The sequence below is a fragment of the Micromonospora yangpuensis genome, assembly GCF_900091615.1.
Lineage (GTDB): Bacteria > Actinomycetota > Actinomycetes > Mycobacteriales > Micromonosporaceae > Micromonospora > Micromonospora yangpuensis.
The window spans coordinates 5,793,809-5,813,285 of the sequence record NZ_FMIA01000002.1; the positions used below are offsets into that span (position 1 = coordinate 5,793,809).

16 protein-coding genes are annotated in these 19,477 nt (G+C 71.0%); 8 read left to right on the plus strand and 8 right to left on the minus strand.

The window, feature by feature from the left end; all coding sequences use genetic code 11:
• Positions 1-808: 808 nt before the first annotated feature.
• From GA0070617_RS30820 to GA0070617_RS26135, 5 genes are all read left to right on the plus strand, one after another.
• Positions 809-1,033 (plus strand): hypothetical protein, encoded by a 225-nt coding sequence (locus GA0070617_RS30820; RefSeq protein WP_175440387.1) that lies wholly within the window; start codon positions 809-811, stop codon positions 1,031-1,033.
• Between the two features lie 1,481 nt (positions 1,034-2,514).
• Entirely contained in the window at positions 2,515-3,153 is a 639-nt protein-coding gene (locus GA0070617_RS26120) for a TetR/AcrR family transcriptional regulator (RefSeq protein WP_091444228.1), read from the plus strand.
• Positions 3,154-3,233: 80 nt separating this feature from the next.
• A complete protein-coding gene (locus tag GA0070617_RS26125) occupies positions 3,234-3,458 on the plus strand; it encodes a DUF3107 domain-containing protein (protein ID WP_091444231.1) in 225 nt (74 codons plus the stop codon).
• A 749-nt stretch (positions 3,459-4,207) separates the two neighbouring features.
• The gene (locus GA0070617_RS26130; RefSeq protein WP_229688424.1) at positions 4,208-6,184 is read left to right on the plus strand and encodes a DEAD/DEAH box helicase; all 1,977 of its coding nucleotides are present in this window, start codon (positions 4,208-4,210) and stop codon (positions 6,182-6,184) included.
• 146 nt (positions 6,185-6,330) lie between these two features.
• Positions 6,331-7,569 carry a class I SAM-dependent methyltransferase gene (locus tag GA0070617_RS26135; RefSeq protein ID WP_091444235.1) on the plus strand — a complete coding sequence of 413 codons (1,239 nt, stop codon included), beginning with the start codon at positions 6,331-6,333 and terminating at the stop codon, positions 7,567-7,569.
• A gap of 9 nt (positions 7,570-7,578) precedes the next feature.
• Here the strand turns inward: GA0070617_RS26135 and GA0070617_RS26140 are convergent, their stop codons facing one another.
• Entirely contained in the window at positions 7,579-7,962 is a 384-nt protein-coding gene (locus tag GA0070617_RS26140; RefSeq protein WP_091444244.1) for a hypothetical protein, read from the minus strand.
• 265 nt (positions 7,963-8,227) lie between these two features.
• Between GA0070617_RS26140 and GA0070617_RS26145 the strand changes: the two genes are divergently transcribed.
• Positions 8,228-8,671 (plus strand): helix-turn-helix domain-containing protein, encoded by a 444-nt coding sequence (locus tag GA0070617_RS26145; protein WP_091444247.1) that lies wholly within the window; start codon positions 8,228-8,230, stop codon positions 8,669-8,671.
• Here the strand turns inward: GA0070617_RS26145 and GA0070617_RS26150 are convergent.
• From GA0070617_RS26150 to GA0070617_RS26160, 3 genes are all read right to left on the minus strand, one after another.
• The gene (locus GA0070617_RS26150) at positions 8,652-9,656 is read right to left on the minus strand and encodes a hypothetical protein (protein ID WP_373868362.1); all 1,005 of its coding nucleotides are present in this window, start codon (positions 9,654-9,656) and stop codon (positions 8,652-8,654) included. The two genes, GA0070617_RS26145 and GA0070617_RS26150, sit on opposite strands and share 20 nt — an antisense overlap.
• 106 nt (positions 9,657-9,762) lie before the next feature.
• Positions 9,763-11,388 carry a hypothetical protein gene (locus tag GA0070617_RS26155; RefSeq protein WP_139135766.1) on the minus strand — a complete coding sequence of 542 codons (1,626 nt, stop codon included), beginning with the start codon at positions 11,386-11,388 and terminating at the stop codon, positions 9,763-9,765.
• 111 nt (positions 11,389-11,499) lie between these two features.
• Positions 11,500-13,776, minus strand: a complete 2,277-nt coding sequence (locus tag GA0070617_RS26160; RefSeq protein ID WP_091444254.1) for a RecQ family ATP-dependent DNA helicase — start codon at positions 13,774-13,776, stop codon at positions 11,500-11,502.
• 178 nt (positions 13,777-13,954) lie between these two features.
• Here GA0070617_RS26160 and GA0070617_RS26165 point away from each other — a divergent pair, with 178 nt between their 5' ends.
• A complete protein-coding gene (locus GA0070617_RS26165; protein WP_091444258.1) occupies positions 13,955-14,506 on the plus strand; it encodes a hypothetical protein in 552 nt (183 codons plus the stop codon).
• Entirely contained in the window at positions 14,503-15,075 is a 573-nt protein-coding gene (locus GA0070617_RS26170; RefSeq protein WP_139135767.1) for a hypothetical protein, read from the plus strand. Before GA0070617_RS26165 ends, GA0070617_RS26170 begins: the two co-directional genes overlap by 4 nt.
• A 79-nt stretch (positions 15,076-15,154) precedes the next feature.
• Here the strand turns inward: GA0070617_RS26170 and GA0070617_RS30825 are convergent, their stop codons facing one another.
• From GA0070617_RS30825 to GA0070617_RS26175, 4 genes are all read right to left on the minus strand, one after another.
• Positions 15,155-16,117 (minus strand): hypothetical protein, encoded by a 963-nt coding sequence (locus tag GA0070617_RS30825; protein WP_175440660.1) that lies wholly within the window; start codon positions 16,115-16,117, stop codon positions 15,155-15,157.
• 116 nt (positions 16,118-16,233) lie between these two features.
• Positions 16,234-16,968 carry a hypothetical protein gene (locus GA0070617_RS30195; protein WP_175440661.1) on the minus strand — a complete coding sequence of 245 codons (735 nt, stop codon included), beginning with the start codon at positions 16,966-16,968 and terminating at the stop codon, positions 16,234-16,236.
• Between the two features lie 117 nt (positions 16,969-17,085).
• Positions 17,086-18,267 carry a hypothetical protein gene (locus GA0070617_RS30830; RefSeq protein ID WP_175440662.1) on the minus strand — a complete coding sequence of 394 codons (1,182 nt, stop codon included), beginning with the start codon at positions 18,265-18,267 and terminating at the stop codon, positions 17,086-17,088.
• A gap of 116 nt (positions 18,268-18,383) precedes the next feature.
• On the minus strand, positions 18,384-19,349 hold the full coding sequence (locus tag GA0070617_RS26175) for a hypothetical protein (protein ID WP_139135770.1): 966 nt from the start codon (positions 19,347-19,349) through the stop codon (positions 18,384-18,386).
• Positions 19,350-19,477: the final 128 nt, after the last annotated feature.

Sequence of the window (19,477 nt, forward strand, 5' to 3'; positions counted from 1 at the left end):
GGTCCACGAGGCCCTGCCGGTCGTGGACGGCGGCGGGCCGCCCGGTGCCGCCGGACCAGCCGACGACGGCGTACCGGCCGGCTCATCCCCCCAGGCCGGTTGCCGGGGCTCCAGGGTACGACGGCGCACCGGTGGTGGCGGCGGGCCCGGCAGCCCGGGCAGGTCCTGCGGGGCGGCGGCCAACCCCATCCGATCCTGGAGCAGCCGAGCCACCTGCCGGCTCACCTCGGCCGGGTCCGCGCCGTCGGCGAGGTCCAGCCGGAGGCTGTGCGCACCGGCGGGGGTACGCCGCAGCGAGGCGTCCCGGACCCCGGCGACCCCTCGGACCGCGTCCAGGATCGCGTCGACGTCGAACCCCTCGGGCCGGTCCCGGGGCGGGGCGGGCTCGTCGTCCCGGCGCAGATGGGTGGCGATCCGGGCGAGTTCGGGAGATTCGGCGGGTGGGTCCACGGCTGGCGGCTCCGGCACTACGGGCACGTCCGGTTCGGCGGGGACGCGCTGCGGCAGCATCGCCGACGTACGGTCCTCGGCGGGCGGCTGGGCCGCAGGTGCCGGTTCGGGGGCCGATCGACGCGCCGCGTAGGGGGGTGCGCTCGCGGGTGCGGGCGCGGAACTGTTGCGATCGAGGCGTCCGATCCCGCTCGTGACGGAGTCGACGAGCGGGGCCGAGGAACGGTCTTCCCCGTACGCACGGGGATCGGGCTCGATCCGGTCGGGACGCCGTTCCGGCTCGCCCGGTTCCGGACGGAGGCGGAACGGCCGGACCACCCGGTCCTCGGCGTGCGCCGGGTCGGCGGAGGTCACCTCGGTGCTGGCCGGCGGGGCACTGGCCGGAGACGAGCCGGCGGAGAACCCGCTGGCCGGTGGCGCGCTGGCCGGAGACCTGCCAGCGGGAGGCGCGCTGGTCGGGGGTGCGCCGGCAGGCGACGGACCCACCGGTTCGTCGAGCGCCCACGGCGGGGTTCGAGATTCACGCGGGGCGGGCGGGCGGTACGCCGACCAGGAGTCCGGCTCCGGCCGGGCGGACTCGTAGTCCCGGGAGTCGTACCCCGCTGACGACGCGTGCCCGGGCCGCGGTTCGTACCCCGCCGGCGACTCGTACCCGGGTGGCGGTTGGTAGGCGGCCGGCGACCCCGGGCCCACGGCACCCAGCGGCGGCTCGTCAGCGGTTGGGTCGTAACCACGGGGTGCATCAGAGCCACGGGGTGGGTCGTAGGCGCGGGCCGACTCCGAACGGACCGCCTGGTAGGGCCGGCTCGGTTCGGAGCGTACCGGCTCGTACGGTCGGTGCACCTCGGCGACCGGCGGCTCGTACCGCCGGCCGGGCTCGGTGCCTGCCGGCTCGTACGGTCGGACGACCTCGGCGGCGGGACGCTCGTACGGTCGATCCGGCGGTTCACCGGTGACCGGGGGGCGTTCCCGCGGCGCGGACAGGGACGGGTACGACCGGTCGGGGTCGGCCGTCGGCGCCGGGCGTTCTGCCTCCGGCGCCCACTCGGCCCCCGCCTCGGATCGGGTACGCCCCGGCCGCGCGGCCCGACGGCCGGCCGGCTCGTCGCTCTCCCGCGCCCAGGGCGGTGCCCATCCCTCGCTCCAGCTGGGTCGGTTCCAGTTGGGACCGTCCCAGGATGGCTCGTCCGCTGCCGGGGTCGGCGGCCGGTCCTGCGCTGTCGGGGTGAACTCTTCCGCGTGGTCCTGGTCCTGAGCCCACCGGCTCGACCGGGCGGCCAAAGACTCGTCGGAGGCGTGCCGGGGATTCGTGGAGTCCTCCTCTTCCGCGGCGGCTGACGCCCCGACGGTGTGGTCACCAACCGGGGCGGGGCGTTGGGCCGGCACCGCCAGTCGGTCGCCTCCGTCGGCGTCCCGGCGCTGCTCGGCACGCGGACCGGGCGGCGCGCTCACCGGGAGCCGAGCACCCGGAGGGGCACTCACCGGAGCCTGACGCGCACTCGGCGGCCCGCTCACCGGGGCCTGGCGTGCGCCTGGCGGCGCGCTGACCGGGGTGTGGCGCGCGCCTGGCGGTGCGCTGACCGGGGCGTGGTGACCGTTCGACGACTCACCGCCGGAGTGTCCGAAGCCGTTCAGGTGATGACCGTTGGACCTCGTCGGCGGCTTTTCGTCGGATCGGCCGGGAAGTGGTGCGGGCAGGTCTGCGTACCGGGGCGACGAGCTGGCCCAGCCGGTGGCCGGATCGGACCGCTGCCACCGGGTGCCGTGCTCCCGGTCACCCGGGGAAGCCTCATCCGCGGGCCAGCCGGCGGTGAAGGGCGCCCACCCGCTGCCGGAACGGGCCAGGTCGTCCTGCTGACCTGTCCCGTCGCCGTGCTCTCCCGGGATGGCGGCTCCGGGTTGCCCTGTTTCACTCACCGCGCGCTCCTTGGTCGCCCTCGCTGAGGCTACCGTGTGGTGACAGTGGCGATAAGTTACAGCGGCGGGCCAATTCCGGAACGGGGTCGCACCCCGACCGGTTCGGGTGGTTGATGCCGGCTCGTACGGAGAAACTCGGAGGTTCCCATGACCGCGTTGGGGAACGGTGCCCAGACAGCCGGTCGACCCACGCGCCTACCTCGGTCGGCGCGGCGTAAGCAGCTGCTCGCGGCGGCCCAGGAGGTGTTCGTCGCGCAGGGGTACCACGCGGCGGCGATGGACGACATCGCCGAGCGGGCCGGGGTTTCCAAGCCCGTGCTGTACCAGCACTTTCCGGGCAAGATGGACCTCTACCTGGCATTGCTGGACACCCACTGCGACGCGATCGTGGCCAAGGTGCACGACGCGATGCGCAGCACCACCGACAACAAGGAGCGGGTCGGCGCCTCGGTGCAGGCGTACTTCGACTTCGTCGACCACGAGAGCGAGGCGTTCCGCCTGGTCTTCGAGTCGGACCTGCGCAACGATCCGGCCGTCCGGCAGCGCGTGGAGCGGGTCGAGCAGGGCTGCATCGCGGCGATCACCGACACCATCATCTCCGATACCGGAGTCAGCCGGGCCCACGCCGAACTGCTCGCCTCGGGCCTGGTCGGCGCGGCCGAGACCGCTGCCCAGTTCTGGCTGGCCGGGGGCCGGCAGGTGCCCAAGGCCGAGGCGGAGGCGTTGGTGACCGCCCTCTCCTGGCGCGGCATCGCCAGCTTCCCGTTGCAGGGTGAGCCGGCCTGAACCACGTCAGCCCGAACACCGGCTGCCCGAATCGGATAGCCTTCGTCCGGCGGTTCTTTCGCCCCAGTTGAGGAGGAACAGTGGAGGTCAAGATCGGCGTGCAGTACGCGCCGCGCGAGCTGGTGTTGGAGAGCGCTCAGTCGCCGGCCGAGATCGAGCAGATCGTGACCGAGGCCATCGCCCACGACGGAACGCTGTCCCTGACCGACGAAAAGGGCCGACGGATCATCGTGCCGGTCGGCAAGGTCGCCTACGTCGAGATCGCCGAGGCGTCGCCCCGCGCGGTCGGATTCACCGTTCGCTGATTCGGTCCGGGGCCCGGTCACCGGGCCCCGCCCCGGCCCCCCTGCCCGGCTCGGCCGCACCCCTGCCCGGCCGCACCCCTGAACGGCCACACACCTGCCCGGCCCGACCGCACCCCCTGACCGGCCCGGATAGGGGCTTGAAGATGTTGGCAGGAAAGTGCCCCCGAGGGTCGAATCCTCCAAGTCACCCTCTCTGCCGCAGACACCTCCCATGCGTCAAAACGGGGCAAACCTGCCCTGCGCCCCCACCCCCACCCACCGCCTAACGCCCCCGTCACCACCCGAAGCGGGCCCCGAAGTGAATCTTGGACACTTACCGCTCAAATAGAACGGTAAGTGTCCAAGATCTACTCCCCGATCGAGTGCGGAGAGAGCGAGGCTCCTTAGTTGCGAAGGATGGCGGGAGCGGGAGGGAGGGCGGGCGGGAGCGGGAGGGAGGGCGGGAGCGGGAGTAGGGGGAGGGAGCGCGGGGGGCGGGAGTAGGGCGGCGCACGAGGCCGCACGGAGGCCGCATCCACGCCGCATCGGAGGCCGCACGGAGTTGCCACCGTGGATAAGGCCAGATCCGGGCGGCTCAGGTAGTATGGAGCAGTTGCCGTGGGCGCCGATTCGGTCGAAGCACTGCCTACGGCGCGCGTGCGGCCCGGTCCGGCTCGGCGGTTCAGCCCCCGACCGTGTGGCCCGCGCCATACCGAGAGCGCCCTGAGGACATGACGGGGCGCACCACGAGAGGGCACCCCGACATCCATATGAGCGAACAGAACGAGACCCACACAGACGATCCCAAGATCCACGACGAGATCCCAACCGAGCAGACCCAGGCCAAGCAGGGCAAGGCCGAGCAGGTCCAAGCCGAGCAGGGCAAGGCCGAGCAAGCACAGGCCGAGCAGGTCCAAGCCGACCAGGCCAAGGCCGAGCAAGCACAGGCCGAGCAGGGCAAGGCCGACGGCATCGACGCCCCGGACACCGAGGCGCAGGAGTTGGCTCCCACCGCCCCGGTCCGCCCGGAGGCACCGACCTTCGCCGAGCTGGGCGCCCGCGAGGAGACCGTGGCGGCCCTGGCTGCCGCCGGCATCCACCGGGCCTTCGCCATCCAGGAGTACGCGCTGCCGATCGCGCTGCGCGGCACCGACCTGATCGGCCAGGCACCGACCGGCACCGGCAAGACCCTCGGTTTCGGCGTACCCCTGTTGGAGCGGGTCTTCGCCCCCGGCGAGGGCAGCGACGGGGTGCCGCAGGCGCTTGTCGTCGTCCCCACCCGTGAGCTGGGCATCCAGGTCGCGAAGGACCTCGCCGCCGCCGGCCGGACCCGGGGCGTCCGGGTGCTGCCGATCTACGGCGGGGTGGCGTACGAGCCGCAGATCGACGCGCTGCGCAAGGGCGTCGAGATCCTGGTCGGTACCCCGGGCCGGCTGATGGACCTGCAGAAGCAGAAGCACCTGCGGCTGGACCGGATCCGCGCGCTCGTCCTCGACGAGGCGGACCGGATGCTCGACCTGGGCTTCCTCGACGACGTCGAGAAGATCCTGGCGATGCTGCCGGAGGATCGGCAGACCATGCTCTTCTCGGCCACCATGCCGGACCCGATCGTCACCCTGTCGCGGCGGTTCCTGCGTCGCCCGGTGACGATCCACGCCGGCCACACCGCCGAGACCGGCCCGTCGCCGCAGACTCAGCAGCTGGCCTACCGGACCCACTCGATGAACAAGATCGAGATCGTGGCCCGCATCCTCCAGGCGGAGGGGCGTGGGCTGACCATGATCTTCACCCGGACCAAGCGGGCCGCCGACCGGGTGGCAGAGGACCTGGACTTCCGGGGCTTCGCCGTCGCCGCCGTCCACGGTGACCTGGGCCAGGGGGCCCGGGAGCGGGCGCTGCGGGCGTTCCGGGCTGGCAAGATCGACACTCTGGTCGCCACCGACGTGGCCGCCCGGGGCATCGACGTCAGCGGGGTCACCCACGTCATCAACTACGACTGCCCGGAGGACCAGGACACCTACACCCACCGGATCGGTCGTACCGGTCGGGCCGGTGCCACGGGTGTCGCGGTGACCTTCGTCGACTGGGACGACATGCCCCGGTGGCGGATCATCGACAAGACCCTCGGGCTCGACATGCCGGAGCCGCCGGAGACGTACCACACCTCTCCGCATCTCTACTCCGACCTGGCCATCTCCACCGAGATGACCGGCACGCTGCCGACTGCGGAGCGGACCCGGGCCGGGCTCTCCGCCGAGGTCGAGGAGGACCTCGGTGGTGGGCGGCCCCGACGGGGTGACGGCCCGGGCCGGCCCCGTCGCGGCGAGAGCCGCAGTGAGGGCCGTGGCGAGGGCCGCCGTGAGGGTCGTGGCCGGCGCGGCCGGGGTGACGCCGAACGCGGCGGCGAGCACGGTGGCACGCCGATCCCCGACGCCGCCGGTACGGATGCTGGCGAGGAGGGCGGCCGGACTCCGCGTCGCCGTCGTCGTCGGCGCGCCGGTGAGGTGGTCCCCGCCGAGCAGGGCACGGTGACCACGGCCACCACCGGCGTGGCTCCGCTCTTCGTCAGCCCGGCCGACCACGCCGGCGCAACGCCGGCCGCCGAGGGCACCGCCGGCCCCGAGGCCAGCGGCAGGTCCGAGGGCGGTGCCAGGCCCGAGGGCGGTGGCAAGCCGCGCCGCCGGCGCCGTCGCCGCAGCGGTGGCGGCGGTGGCTCCGACGCCCCGGCCGAGGCGACCGCCGACTGACCACCGACTCAGCTGATTCGACGTCCCCCGTACCCGATGGGTGCGGGGGACGTCGCGGTCCGGCCCCGCTCCGGGGTACGCCCGACCGACGGGGATGGGTCCGGCCCCGCTCCGGGGTTCGCCTGGCCGACGGGGATGATGGAGCGATGCCGGAACCGTTGGACGCCGCCCTGACCGAGGTACGGGCGTTGCTGCTGGACCCCGCCCTGACCCGGGCGGTCGCCGCGGGCCGTCGTCGCGGCCGCCGGCCGTCGGTGGTCCGGGCCGAACTGCGTCCGGTGACCCTGAAGGCGGGACCACGGTTGCAGATCGCCACCTCCGACGGCTCCCGCCCGTACACCCGGAACGTGGCGTCCGGTCCGGAGGCCGACGCGGCGGTGGACGCGTTGCTGGCCGAGCCGTTCGGCAACTGGCACGTGGAGACCGCCGACGCGACGGTGCAGGTGCGGGTGACCAAGTCCGGCGAGGCCCAGGTGCACCGGTCGGCGGCGAGCCGGCCGCCGGCCGAGCCCGGCGGCCACGACCGGGCCAAGGAGTACCTGCTCGACCCGGGGGATCCGCTCTTCGCCGAGATCGGTGGTTCGGCGGCCAAGCGACGGCAGGTCGACGCGTTCCTGCGGGCGCTCGCCGCCACGCTGCCCGACGAGCTCACCGGTCCGCTGCGCGTGGTCGACCTGGGCTGTGGCAACGCGTACCTGACCTTCGCCGCCTACCGGTACCTGACCCGGCGGGGGCTCGACGTCGAGCTGGTCGGGGTGGATGTCCGGGAGGACCAGCGGCGACGCAACTCCGAGCTGGCCGAGCGGCTCGGCTGGGCCGGCCGGGTCAGCTTCGTGGCCGGTACGATCGCCGACGCCGTCGTCACGCCCGCCCCCGACCTGGTGCTCGCCCTGCACGCCTGCGACACCGCCACCGACGAGGCGCTGGCCCGCGCGGTGCGCTGGTCGGCCCGCTGGGTGCTGGCCGCCCCGTGCTGCCACCACGACCTGGCGGTGCAGCTACGGGCCCGGCCGACGCCGGCCCCGTACGGGTTGCTGACCCGGCAGGGCATCCTGCGGGAACGCTTCGCCGACGTGCTCACCGACGCGCTGCGGGCGGGGCTGCTGCGGCTGCACGGGTACCGGGCCGAGGTGGTGGAGTTCGTGGACTCGCAGCACACCCCCCGCAACCTGCTGATCCGGGCCCGCCGCACCGGTGGGGAGCCGACCGCCGACCACCGCGCCGAGTACCGGGACCTGGTCGACCAGTGGCAGGTCACCCCCCGCCTGGCGACCCTGCTGACCACTCCCGAGACCGGAGCCGCGAGCGGGAGCGGAGGCGGGAGCAGGGCCGGAGCCGGAGCCGCGAGCGGGACCGGAGCCGGGAGCGGGAGCGACGACAGCTAGCGGGGCAGGCTAGCGGTGCCGGTCGGTGCGGCTCGGCGTCCGACCTCCGTCGGGGGGCGAGGTCGGGAACGGCACGACGGTACCGCTCGACTCGGCGTCACCGGCCGCCGCGAAGGCGTTCCAGGAGATGTCCACCAGCAGCCGCTTCAGCTCGGCGTGCCGGAGCGCGGCGTTGCGTTGCAGGGCCAGCCGGGCACCGAGCACCACACCGACCAGCGTGGTGGTGATCGCCCCGGTGGCGGCCAGGAGCTGGACCCCGGTCACCTCGTCGCCGGTGAGCACCGCGATCAGCAGCCACGTCCAGCAGGCGACGGCGAAGACCCCCGCCTTGGCCACGAAGAAGACGCTTACCGCACCCGGGCGGTGCGGCGGTTGACGGTCGGACTCGGCCATGCTGCTCCTTCTCGGGCACGATGCGGCCCCGCGGCGGCACCACCGCGGCGAGGACCACCGCTGCGGGACCACCGCGGCACGACGACAGGCCTCAATAGTGCCGGTCACCCGAGGGTTCCGCACGGCTACCCACCGCTGATTCGGGCCGGTGGGGGCCCGGTTCCGGACAATAGGTTCGGTCGGTCGGTTGCCTCCACCGACGGCCGTACTACCCTCGAAGACGCACCGTCCGGTGCTCGGCTGGCAGGAAGAAGACCTCACAGGGATGGGTTCGGCACAGGTTTCGCCGCAGAACGCGTTCGCCCGCTTCGTCCGTCGCGCCATCGACGACGCCCGCGAGACACGCGGCTGGACCGTGACCGACCTGGCCACCCACACCGGCGTGGGCCGCTCCACCGTGTTCCGCTGGTTGGCCGGCGACTGGCAGGACTACCCCGAGCTGGCCAAGGTGCGCAGCTTCTGCACCGCCCTGGACCTGCCGGTCACCGCGGCGTTCCGCGCGCTGGGCCTGCCCGAGGCCGGCCGGGTCGGTGGCCAGCGGCGGGGCGAGGAGGCCCCGGTGGAGGCGGACGTGCGGGTGATCCTGGACCGGCTGGCCGATCCGACGATCGCCGCCGAGGAGAAGCACCACATCCGGGACCTGCTGCGTTACCTGGCCCACCGGCCGGTCGGCGGGCGGGCCGACGACGTCAGGCGACGGTCAGCGTGAACTCGGCGGTCCGCACCTCGCCGGCTACCTGGAAGTCCAGGTAGAGCCGGTAGCTGCCGGGGCCGGGCGCGGTCACCCAGAACTTCACCGCGCCGGCGTCCAGCTCCGGCTCGGGGTGCACGTGCAGGTAGCCGAGGTCACCCGACCGCAGCGCCACCAGGTGGCCGTACGCGCCGAGGTACCGCTCCAACGTCGGCACCGCGCCGTCCGCACCCTCGATGGTGAAGACCAGGGGTACGGCGACGCCGGGCTTCGGCTCACCCTGGTAGGAGACGGTGAACCCGTCCGCGATGGTCTGCTGGGCCGGCGCGGGCAGCGGCACCGGCGCGTACTGCCCCGGGGCGGTCAGGTCCACGCCGAGGGTGACTGCGGTCTGGAGTCCGTCGTCGGCGACGGCGGTGAAGTCGGCGTACATCCGCCAGACGCCCGGCTGGGTCAGGGTCAGCGGGATCGACCAGGTGCCGTCGGGGGCCATCGTCGGGTGCAGGTGCTGGTAGCCGCTCAGGTCCCGGCGGACCACGATCAGGTGCAGCGGCTTGTCGTGCACCACGGCGAACCGGGTGACCGGCTTGCGCTGCCCGTCGTGCACCTGGAAGCGCAGCTCACCGGCCTGCCCGACGGGCAATTCCGGGGTCGACGGGACCAGCGTGTAGCCGGCCGAGGTGACCGACAGCCCGGTGGCGTCGTCCGGGTCGGCCCCGTCGTGCTGGTGCGCGCCGGTGCCGGGGGCGTGGCTGTGCCCGCCGCCCGCCGCCGCGCCGCCGACCGTCCCGCCGGCCGGGGTCATCGGGCCGGCCACCGTCTCGCGCGGGTTGATCCGCCCCAACCCGAACCCCAGGAGTACGGCCAGCAGCAGCCCGCCCACCACCAACGCCATCCGTACGGTCGAGGGGTCGACCACGGTGGGGGCCACCGTCCCGGCCGGCTCGGAGGCCGAAGCGGGGACGGGGGCCTCGTCCTCGACGGTGCTGGGCTGCTCAGGCATGCCGCCACGGTACCGCCACGACGTGCGGTGGCCGGAGGTGGACGGCGGCCGGATCCGTCGGCCGACCCCGGTGGGGCTGGCGAACGCACCACCGGTCTCGTCGCGCCTACCTCGCCGGCGCGCTTCGCATGTTCGGCTCCGAACGCGTCCGGTGCGGCACCGCCCCGGCCGACGCCAGGCTCTGCTGCGGGGAGCCCGCCGCGGGACCGACGTACGACAGCCGGGCAGCGGCGAGATCGGACACGGCCGGGCGGTTCTCGTCGGGGCCGGCGGCCCGGTCCCGCCCGACTGCCGACGTCGACGGGTTGACGGGTGCCGGCCGTACCAGGGACCGCTGTTCGAAGTTCGCCGCCACCCGCAGGGAGTGGACGGTCGCATCGGCCATGTCCCAGGCTGCGGTACGGGTTCCCGGGCCTTCGGAGGCTCGACCCGACAGGAACGCAAGCCCCTTCTCTGCCCCGTCCAGGGCGGCGATGTTGCGGCGCAGCACCTCACCGACAACCTGCTGGGCGTGGTGGACGGTCTGCAGGTCGCCGCGTTGGGGTTCGCCGGGATTCTTCAGCTTCTGGTCGATGACCTCAAGAAGACGATCGTTGACGGCCTTCAGCTTCTCGGTTTCCGGCACGAACTTCGCGAATGACACCCGGGCCAGTTCCCGCCCGACCGCCTGCTGGACACCGGCGATCTTTTCCTTGGTCGCGGCACTCGTCGGGGCGGGTTCTTCCCGGCGTACTCCGGGCTTCGCCGCCGCCAGCGCCCACATGGCTGCGCTGGAGGTTCCGCGCAGCTCATCGATGGTCTGCAGGTACCGCTCGATCTTCCCGACGCGGTCGACGTGTGGCTGGATCGACCGGGCGAGCCGGCGCGCCCCACCCAGGATCTCCTGCTGGAGGGCGCGGATCGTCTCCCCCTCCGGGCCCAGGCGGTCCGCCGTGGGCATCAGCCGCCTCAGCACCCTCGGCAACGGCAGGAGGTCGCCGGTTACGCGGTAGCCACGATCGTCCGTACTTCCACTGGCGATTGACGTGTCGGATTCGTAGCCCGCATCGAGGTCCCGACGGTCCTGCCCGGTGCCGACCTCCCGTCGGGCCGGCTCGAGTTCTCGGATCTGCCCACTGATCGCCCTGACCGAACTCTCCAGGGACTGCTGCACGTAGAGGTTTCCGACAGCGCCGGCGTTGACCCCGTCGAGGGCGTGTGCCGAGTATTCGACGGCGCCGGCCAGCTGACCCAGCCTCTTCCGGATATCGAGTTGGTTCTTGCGGACCATCCGCAGGTCGGGATGCCGGACCTCCGTCCCGGGCCGCCCGCCGGATTCCTTGATCGCCCGGTCCAGGCGGTCGAGCAGCGCCTCGTTCCGCTTCTTGGCGGCCTCCACCTCCCCGGCCAGCGCCCGGGGATTCGAATCCTGCCAGTGCTCCGCCAACCGTTCGGGGAGCTGGCCGAACCGCCGCTCGCCCCGCTCGCCGATGTCGCCCACGCTGCCGCGCCGGGTGAAAGGTGACTCGTCGCGCCCCAGGAAGTACGCGTCGATGACCCTGTGGTCCAACTCCTTGGCGTAACCGACCAGGCGGTCGAGCTGCAGGGTGAGTTCGCCCAACTGCCGGTGGATCTCCGGGCCGGCCGGCCCGAGGTCGAGCGGTGCCGCGCTCCGCGCCGGCGACTCGACTGTCTGCTCCGGGATCCGCAGCACCGTCACGACCGAGTCGGCGTCGCTGTCGCTGTGGGCCATCTCCACCTCCAGTAGATTGCCGTCGGCTCGATCTACGGAGCGCCGCAGCGACCGTTCGGTAACTTGACGTCGACGATCTGTGGAACTTGTCACAGTCGTCGATGGCCCGGCTCAGCCGGCCACGGCGAGGGTGAGGGGCAGCACCCCCGGCGCACCGGCCTGACGCAGCAGGCGGGCGACGAGGGTAAGGGTCCAGCCGGTGTCGGCCAGGTCGTCCACGAGCAGTACCGGCCCGTCCAGCCCGGCGAGGGCGGCGGCCAACTCCGCATCGACGGTGAAGGCGTCGTGCAGGGCGCGTACCCGCTGGGCGCTGTTGCCGCGCGGACCGGTGCCGGTGGGCGGGCCGACCGGGGCGACCTGGCCGAGCAGCGGGAGCCGACCGACGGAGGCGATCCGCTCGGCCAGCGAGCCGACCAGCGTCGGCCGGCGGCGGGAGCCGACCGCGACCACCCCGACCGGGCGGGCCGACCACCGGTCGTCGCCGTGTGCCCAGGCCTTGAGCACCTCGACCACGGCGGCGGCCACGTCGTCGGGGACCGGCCCGTCGGCGGCGTCCGGCCCGAGCAGGCCGCGCAGCCGGCCACCCCAGCCGAGGTCGGAGAGCCGCCCCACCGCCCGGCCGGGCAGCGCCTGCTCACCGGGCGGAATCCGACCCTTCAGCGGTACGCCGACCGCGTCCAGCCCGGTCGGCCAGAGCTTCTTGGGCGGCAGGTCGACCCCGGGTCGGCCGAGGAAGGTCCGCGCGGCGGTCAACGCGGTGTCGGAGACCGCCGGGGTGAACAGCGGTTCGGCACAGCGGTCACACCGGCCGCAGTCGGCCGCCTCGGCGTCGTCCAGGCATTCCCGCAGGTAGCGCAGCCGACAGCCGGGTGTGGCGGCGTACTCCCGCATGGCCTGCTGCTCGGCGGTGCGGGCCTGGGCGACGCGCCGCAACCGGGCCTCGTCGTAGACCCAGGGCTCGCCGGTGGCGAGCCAGCCGCCGCGCACCCGGCGGACCGCGCCGTCCACGTCGAGCACCTTGAGCATCAACTCCAACCGGGTACGCCGCAGGTCGACGATCGGCTCCAGGGCCTGGGTGGACAGTGGCCGGTCGGGGTGCAGTGCGGCCAGCACGGCCCGCACCTGCTCCTCGGGTGGGAAGGCGAGCGAGGCGAAGTACCGCCAGATCGCGGCGTCCTCGACCCCGGGCAGCAGCAGCACCTCGGCGTGCGCCACCGCCCGACCGGCCCGGCCGACCTGCTGGTAGTAGGCGATCGGCGACGGCGGCGCCCCGAGGTGCACCACGAACCCGAGGTCCGGCTTGTCGAAGCCCATGCCCAGCGCGCTGGTGGCGACCAGCGCCTTGATCTTGTTGTCCAGCAGGTCCTGTTCGGCGGCCCGCCGGTCGGCGTCGTCGGCCTGCCCGGTGTAGGAGGCCACCGACCAGCCGCGTGAGCGGAGGAACTCGGCCGTCTCCTGGGCCGCCGCGACGGTCAGGGTGTAGACGATCCCCGAGCCGGGCAGCCGGTCCAGGTGGTCGGCGAGCCAGGCCAGCCGGTGCGCCGGGCTCGGCAGATCGAGTACGCCCAGCCGCAGTGATTCCCGGTCCAGGCTGCCCCGCAACACCAGCACGTCCGGCCGCCCGCCGCGCCCGCCGTCCGCCTCGGTGCCGGTGGCCGGTCCGGTGCCGGTGGCCGGCTCGGTGCCGCCGCTCGGCTCGGTGCCGGTGGTCGGCCTGGTGCCGGTGCGGGCGGTCGTTTCGGTGTCGGTGGTTGGCTCGGTGCCCAGTTGTTCGGCGACGTCGGCGGTGACCCGGGCGTTGGCGGTGGCGGTGGTGGCCAGCACCGGGGTCCGCTCGGGCAGCCGGCCGAGGAAGGTCCGCAGCCGCCGGTAGTCCGGCCGGAAGTCGTGGCCCCAGTCGGAGACGCAGTGCGCCTCGTCCACCACCAGCAGCCCGGTGGTGGCGGCGAGCCGGGGCAGCACGCTGTCCCGGAAGTCCGGGTTGTTGAGGCGTTCCGGGCTGATCAGCAGCACGTCCACCGCACCGGCGTGGATCTCGCCGGTGATCTCGTCCCACTCGTCGAGGTTTGCCGAGTTGATGGTCCGGGCCCGGATGCCGGCGCGGGCGGCGGCCTCGACCTGGTTACGCATCAACGCCAGCAGCGGCGACACGATCACCGTCGGCCCGTACCCACCGGCACCGTCGGTGGCGCGGAGCAGGGCGGTGGCGACGAAGTAGACAGCCGATTTGCCCCAACCCGTGCGCTGCACGCAGAGCACCCGCCGCCGGTCGACCACCAGCGCCTCGATCGCCCGCCACTGGTCCTCGCGCAGCCGGGCGTGCTCACCGGCCAGCCGACGCAGCACCGCCTCGGCTCGCTCACGTACCGCCGTCCGATCCACACTCATCCGGCATTCCTACCAGCCGACCCGACCCCGGCAAGCCCGGCCAGAGTGTTCCGGGTCACAGATGAATGGCTCGTTAACCCTCGAACCACCCACCATCGACCTCCGTAGTTCGGATGCGTCCGGTCGCTCACCGACAGCAGCCCAGCCCGACGCCTCACCTGACCGAGCGGAGCAGCCAGTGGACAGGCCCAAGAGTTCGTACCCGATCGCGGACGCTCGCAACAGCCAGTACGTGACGGCGGCGTTCCTGCGGGTAAACGCGGAGACCGGCTTCGAGTACTCCCGGGAGAGAAGCGCCGAGAACGCACTGACCGCCCTGGGCAAGATCCAGGCGGTGCGAGGAGACCTCGACAAAGAGATGGAAAGGGATCCCCGCCCAGGCAAGTCGCCTCGGTGGGAGCGGCTCTACGAGACCGACGACCACATGATGACGGCCGAGATCCATCAGAAGAGGGTCGTCGAGCTGCTGTACCAGAACGAGCCGCACAGCAGGCTCCAGCACCACCAGGACAAGGCGATCGACGCGACCTCGCAGGCGTTCCGGATGACGCCCGGTGGCATCAGCCAGTCGACGGTGAGCACGGCGGCGGGGCTGGCCTCCCCCACGCCCGCCGGCCACCGGCCGGCCGGATCTGGCGATCACGGGAGCAGCGCGACTCCTGCGGCACCCGCGCGAACCGAACGTTGGTTGACCCCGCCTTCGAACCGGCCCGGCAGGAGTGCCGGATGAGACCCCCGAACCCGATGGAGTCGGCGATAGGTTCGGCACAGGCAGTGGTACGGAGCGCGCAGAACGCCGCCCAGGTGACCGAGGCCGGCGGCTCGGCGCTCACCACCGCGCTGGAGCAGATCGAGCAACGTCTGGGCCGCTTCACTACCGAATTCGAAGCGGCTCGGCAGACCCTGCCGCCCGCGGGTACGGACCGACGGCTGGACAGCGCGCTACGACAGGCCGAAGAGGGTCGTCGCAACGCCACCGAGGAGTTGGCGAAGGCCAGGGCGGGGGCGAACGACCCGACGAAGTTCGAGGTGACGCTGGCAGGCGTGGGGCAGGTCGCCGTGGATCTCGACGGCGCGGCCCAGGCACTCACCGGGGCCGGCGAGCACCTCGCCGCGCAGGCCAGGCGGGAGACCGGGCCGACAGTCGTCGCCGCTCCGCCGACGGTGACCGAGGCGGCGCTGCTGGGCAGCCCGCACCGCCCGGATGCCTCGTCGCAGGCAGGCCGGGACGGTGGATACGCTTCCCGCCCGGCCGGTCACGCCCCGGCACCACCGGGCCGGACGAGAGGCAAGACCTGACGAGGACGTGGAGCAGGTACGGCGGCCCGGCGAATCGCCGTACCGCTGTGCGCCAGTAGGACATGGGGCCGGTCCGACGTCAGTGACGCGACCGCCCATTGTTCGACGATGATCCGGGTGCCGGGTCGTACGGCGCATACCCAGCCGGCGCATGCTGCGACCTGGCAGCGGGCGGAACAAGGGCGGCAGCTGTGGCAACACCACCGGCCTGACCAGGCCAGGCCGACAGCCCCGAAACCCCCAACCCCTGCACCAACTCCGGATCCAAATCCAAATCCAAATCCATCTCCGGCACCGGCTGCGGCTGCGGCTGCGGCTGCCGCTTCGGCATGCTACCCGCCGGCCCCCGCCCGAAAGCGCCGGCCGCAGACTGAGACTCGATCAAATCGCTCGTCGCCACCGGACAATCCTTCGGATAACCACGATGCCGAATATTGCTCAGGATCTGGTTGAGATCCACCTCCATGTCGCCCACCGGAACCTTCGTGGACGACGGTTGCCCGAAACGGTTGGCGACGTGATACTCGACAGCGGCATGAACAACCGCCCAACCCGACTCACCCCGCCTGGCACTACCTCCCCTGGAGAAGGCACCCATATCGCGGTACAACTCGATCAAATCTCTCGTCGCCGCCGGACAAGCCTCCGGAAAACCCTGCCGCCGAATATTGCTCAAGGCCTTGCTGAGATCGACCTCGATGCCGTTCACCGGCACCTCCGTGGACGGCGGTTGCCCGAAACGGTTGGCGACGTGATACTCGACAGCGGCATGAAGATCCGCCCAACCCGACTCGCCCCGACGCCCACTTCCCTTGGGGAAGGCACCCATATCGCGGTACAACTCGATCAAATCCCGCGTCTCCACCGGACAGGCCTTCGGAAAACCAAGACGCCGAATATTGGTCAGGATTTGGCTGAGATTGACCTCGGTGCCGTTTACCGGCACCTTCGTGGACGGTGGTTGCCCGAAACGGTGGAGGAAGTGGTACTCGACAGCGGCATGAATATTCGCCCACCGTTGGCTCTCCGGATTTTTCGGCATGACCACTCGACGGGCCGGACTCACACACGGTTCAACCCGCACCGAACCCCCCAAAGTGACACTCGCCACACCCAGCACGGGGACCCGTCCAACACAACGACCCCCAGCATCCACGTTCAGTGACGCGACCGCCCATTGTTCGACGACGACCCGGGTGCCGGGTCGTACGGCGCATACCCCGACGGCGCATACCCGGCCGGCGCATGCTGCGACCCGGCAGCGGGCAGAACAAGGGCGGCAACTGTGGCAACACCACCGGCCTGACCAGGCCAGGCCGACAGCCCCGAAACCCCCAACCCCTGCACCAACTCCGGATCCAAATCCATCTCCGGCACCGGCTGCGGCTGCGGCTGCGGTTGCCGCTTCGGCATGCTACCCGCCGGCCCCCGCCCGAAAGCGCCGGCCGCAGACTGAGACTCGATCAAATCGCTCGTCGCCACCGGACAATCCTTCGGATAACCAGTTAGCCGAATATTGGCCAAGACCTGACTGAGGTTGACCTCGATGTCACCCACCGGCACCTTCTTGGACGGCGGTTGCCCGAAACGGTTGGCGACGTGATACTCGACAGCGGCATGAACATCCACCCAACCCGACTCGCCCCGCGCGGTCCTGCCTCTGTTGGGGAAGGCACCCATATCGCGGTACAACTCGATCAAATCCCGCGTCTCCGCCGGACAAGCCTCCGGAAAACCGTGCCGCCGAATATTGCTCAAGGCCTTGCTGAGATTGACCTCGATGTCGCCCACCGGCACCTTCGTGGACGGCGGTTGCCCGAAACGGTGGAGGAAGTGATACTCGACAGCGGCATGAATATTCGCCCACCGTCGGTTTCCCGGATTGTTCGGCATGACCACTATACGGGCCGGACTCACGCACGGTTCAACCCAGACCGGACCACCCAAAGTGACACTCGCCACACCCAGTACAGGCGGCCCGTCCAACACGACGGCCCTCAGCGCCCACGTTCAGTGATGCGATCGCCGATTGTTCGACGACGATCCAGGTGCCGGGTCGTACGGCGCATACCCAGACGGCGCATACCCGGCCGGCGCATGCTGCGACCCGGCAGCGGGCAGAACAAGGGCGGCAGCTGTGGCAACACCACCGGCCTGACCAGGCCAGGCCGACAGCCCCGAAACCCCCAACCCCTGCACCAACTCCGGATCCAAATCCAAATCCATCTCCGGCACCGGCTGCGGTTGCCGCTTCGGCATGCTACCCGCCGACCCCCGCCCGAAAGCGCCGGCCGCAGACTGAGACTCGATCAAATCGCTCGTCGCCACCGGACAATCCTTCGGATAACCACGCTGCCGAATATCGCTCAAGATTGTACTGAGATCAACCTCCATGTCGCCCACCGGCACCTTCTTGGACGGCGGTCGGCCGAAACGGTTGGCGACGTGATACTCGACAGCAGCATGAACATCCGCCCAACCTGACTCGCCCCGCTTGGCAGTGCTCCCCACAGGGAAGGCACCCATATCGCGATACAACTCGATCAAATCCCTCGTCCCCACCGGACAAGCCTTCGGAAAACCCTGCCGTCGAATATGGTTCAAGACCTTGCTGAGATTGACCTCGATGTCGTTCACCGGCACGGCCTTGGATGGTGGTTGCCCGAAATGGTTGGCGAAGTGATACTCGACAGCGGCATGAACATCCACCCAACCCGACTCGCCCCGCGCGGCCCGGCCTCCCTCGGAGAAGGCACCCATATCGCGGTACAGCTCGATCAAATCCCTCGTCTCCGCCGGAAAATCCTTCGGAAAACCACGCTGCCGAATACTCCTCAAGGCCTGGCTGAGATCAGCCTCGGTGCCGTTCACCGGCACCTTCGTGGACGGCGGTTGCCCGAAATGGTTGGCGACGTGATACTCGACAGCGGCATGAACATCCACCCAACCCGACTCGCCCCGCTTAGGGAAGGCACCCATATCGCGGTACAACTCGATCAAATCCCTCGTCTCCGCCGGACAAACCTTCGGATAACCACGTTGCCGAATATGGCCCAGGATTTGGCTGAGATTGACCTCGGTGCCGTTTACCGGCACCTTTGTGGACGGTGGATGCCCGAAACGGTGGAGGAAGTGGTACTCGACAGCGGCATGAATATTCGCCCACCGTTGGCTCTCCGGATTTTTCGGCATGACCACTCGACGGGCCGGACTCACACACGGTTCAACCCGCACCGAACCCCCCAAAGTGACACTCGCCACACCCAGCACGGGGACCCGTCCAACACAACGACCCCCAGCACCCACCTTCAGTGACGCGACCGCCCATTGTTCGACGACGACCCGGGTGCCGGGTCGTACGGCGCATACCCAGACGGCGCATACCCGGCCGGCGCATGCTGCGACCCGGCAGCGGGCAGAACAAGGGCGGCAACTGTGGCAACACCACCGGCCTGACCAGGCCAGGCCGACAGCCCCGAAACCCCCAACCCCTGCACCAACTCCGGATCCAAATCCATCTCCGGCACCGGCTGCGGCTGCGGCTGCGGTTGCCGCTTCGGCATGCTACCCGCCGGCCCCCGCCCGAAAGCGCCGACCGCAGACTGAAACTCGATCAAATCGCTCGTCGCCACCGGACAAGCCTCCGGAAAACCGTGCCGCCGAATATCGCTCAAGGCCTGGCTGAGATTGACCTCCATGTCGCCCACCGGCACCCTCTTGGACGGTGGTTGCCCGAAAAGGTTGGCGACGTGATACTCGACAGCGGCACGAACATCCGCCCAACCCGACTCACCCCGCCTGGCACTACCTCCCCTGGAGAAGGCACCCGTATCGCGGTACAACTCGATCAAATCCCGCGTCTCCGCCGGACAAGCCTCCGGAAAACCGTGCTGCCGAATATTGCTCAAGGCCTTGCTGAGATTGACCTCGATGTCGCCCACCGGCACCTTCGTGGACGGCGGTTGCCCGAAATGGTTGGCGACGTGATACTCGACAGCGGCACGAACATCCGCCCAACCCGACTCGCCCCGACGCCCACTTCCCTTGGGGAAGGCACCCATATCGCGGTACAACTCGATCAAATCCCGCGTCTCCACGGGACAAGCCTCCGGATAACCCTTCCGTCGAATATTGCTCAAGGCCCGGCTGAGATCGACCACGATGCCGTTCACCGGCACCTTTGCGGACGGTGGTTGCCCGAAACGGTTGGCGAAGTGATGCTCGACAGCGGCATGAATATTCGCCCACCGTTGGCTCTCCGGATTGTTCGGCATGACCACTCGACGGGCCGGAACCCCGCACGGTTCAGCCCGTACCGGACCACCCAAAGTGACAGTTGCCACACCCGCCGCGACATCCACCGCCGTTCCTGATCACCAAGGCGCCGAAACCGATGGTTCCG

Coding starts and splice junctions, on each gene's coding strand:
- GA0070617_RS26120 (WP_091444228.1), top strand. CDS start 2,515: ATGACCGCGTTGGGGAACGGTGCCCAGACAGCCGGTCGACCCACGCGC.
- GA0070617_RS26130 (WP_229688424.1), top strand. CDS start 4,208: ATGAGCGAACAGAACGAGACCCACACAGACGATCCCAAGATCCACGAC.
- GA0070617_RS26135 (WP_091444235.1), top strand. CDS start 6,331: ATGCCGGAACCGTTGGACGCCGCCCTGACCGAGGTACGGGCGTTGCTG.
- GA0070617_RS26140 (WP_091444244.1), bottom strand. CDS start 7,962: ATGGCCGAGTCCGACCGTCAACCGCCGCACCGCCCGGGTGCGGTAAGC.
- GA0070617_RS26145 (WP_091444247.1), top strand. CDS start 8,228: ATGGGTTCGGCACAGGTTTCGCCGCAGAACGCGTTCGCCCGCTTCGTC.
- GA0070617_RS26150 (WP_373868362.1), bottom strand. CDS start 9,656: ATGCCTGAGCAGCCCAGCACCGTCGAGGACGAGGCCCCCGTCCCCGCT.
- GA0070617_RS26155 (WP_139135766.1), bottom strand. CDS start 11,388: ATGGCCCACAGCGACAGCGACGCCGACTCGGTCGTGACGGTGCTGCGG.
- GA0070617_RS26160 (WP_091444254.1), bottom strand. CDS start 13,776: ATGAGTGTGGATCGGACGGCGGTACGTGAGCGAGCCGAGGCGGTGCTG.
- GA0070617_RS26170 (WP_139135767.1), top strand. CDS start 14,503: ATGAGACCCCCGAACCCGATGGAGTCGGCGATAGGTTCGGCACAGGCA.
- GA0070617_RS30825 (WP_175440660.1), bottom strand. CDS start 16,117: ATGCCGAAAAATCCGGAGAGCCAACGGTGGGCGAATATTCATGCCGCT.
- GA0070617_RS30195 (WP_175440661.1), bottom strand. CDS start 16,968: ATGCCGAACAATCCGGGAAACCGACGGTGGGCGAATATTCATGCCGCT.
- GA0070617_RS30830 (WP_175440662.1), bottom strand. CDS start 18,267: ATGCCGAAAAATCCGGAGAGCCAACGGTGGGCGAATATTCATGCCGCT.
- GA0070617_RS26175 (WP_139135770.1), bottom strand. CDS start 19,349: ATGCCGAACAATCCGGAGAGCCAACGGTGGGCGAATATTCATGCCGCT.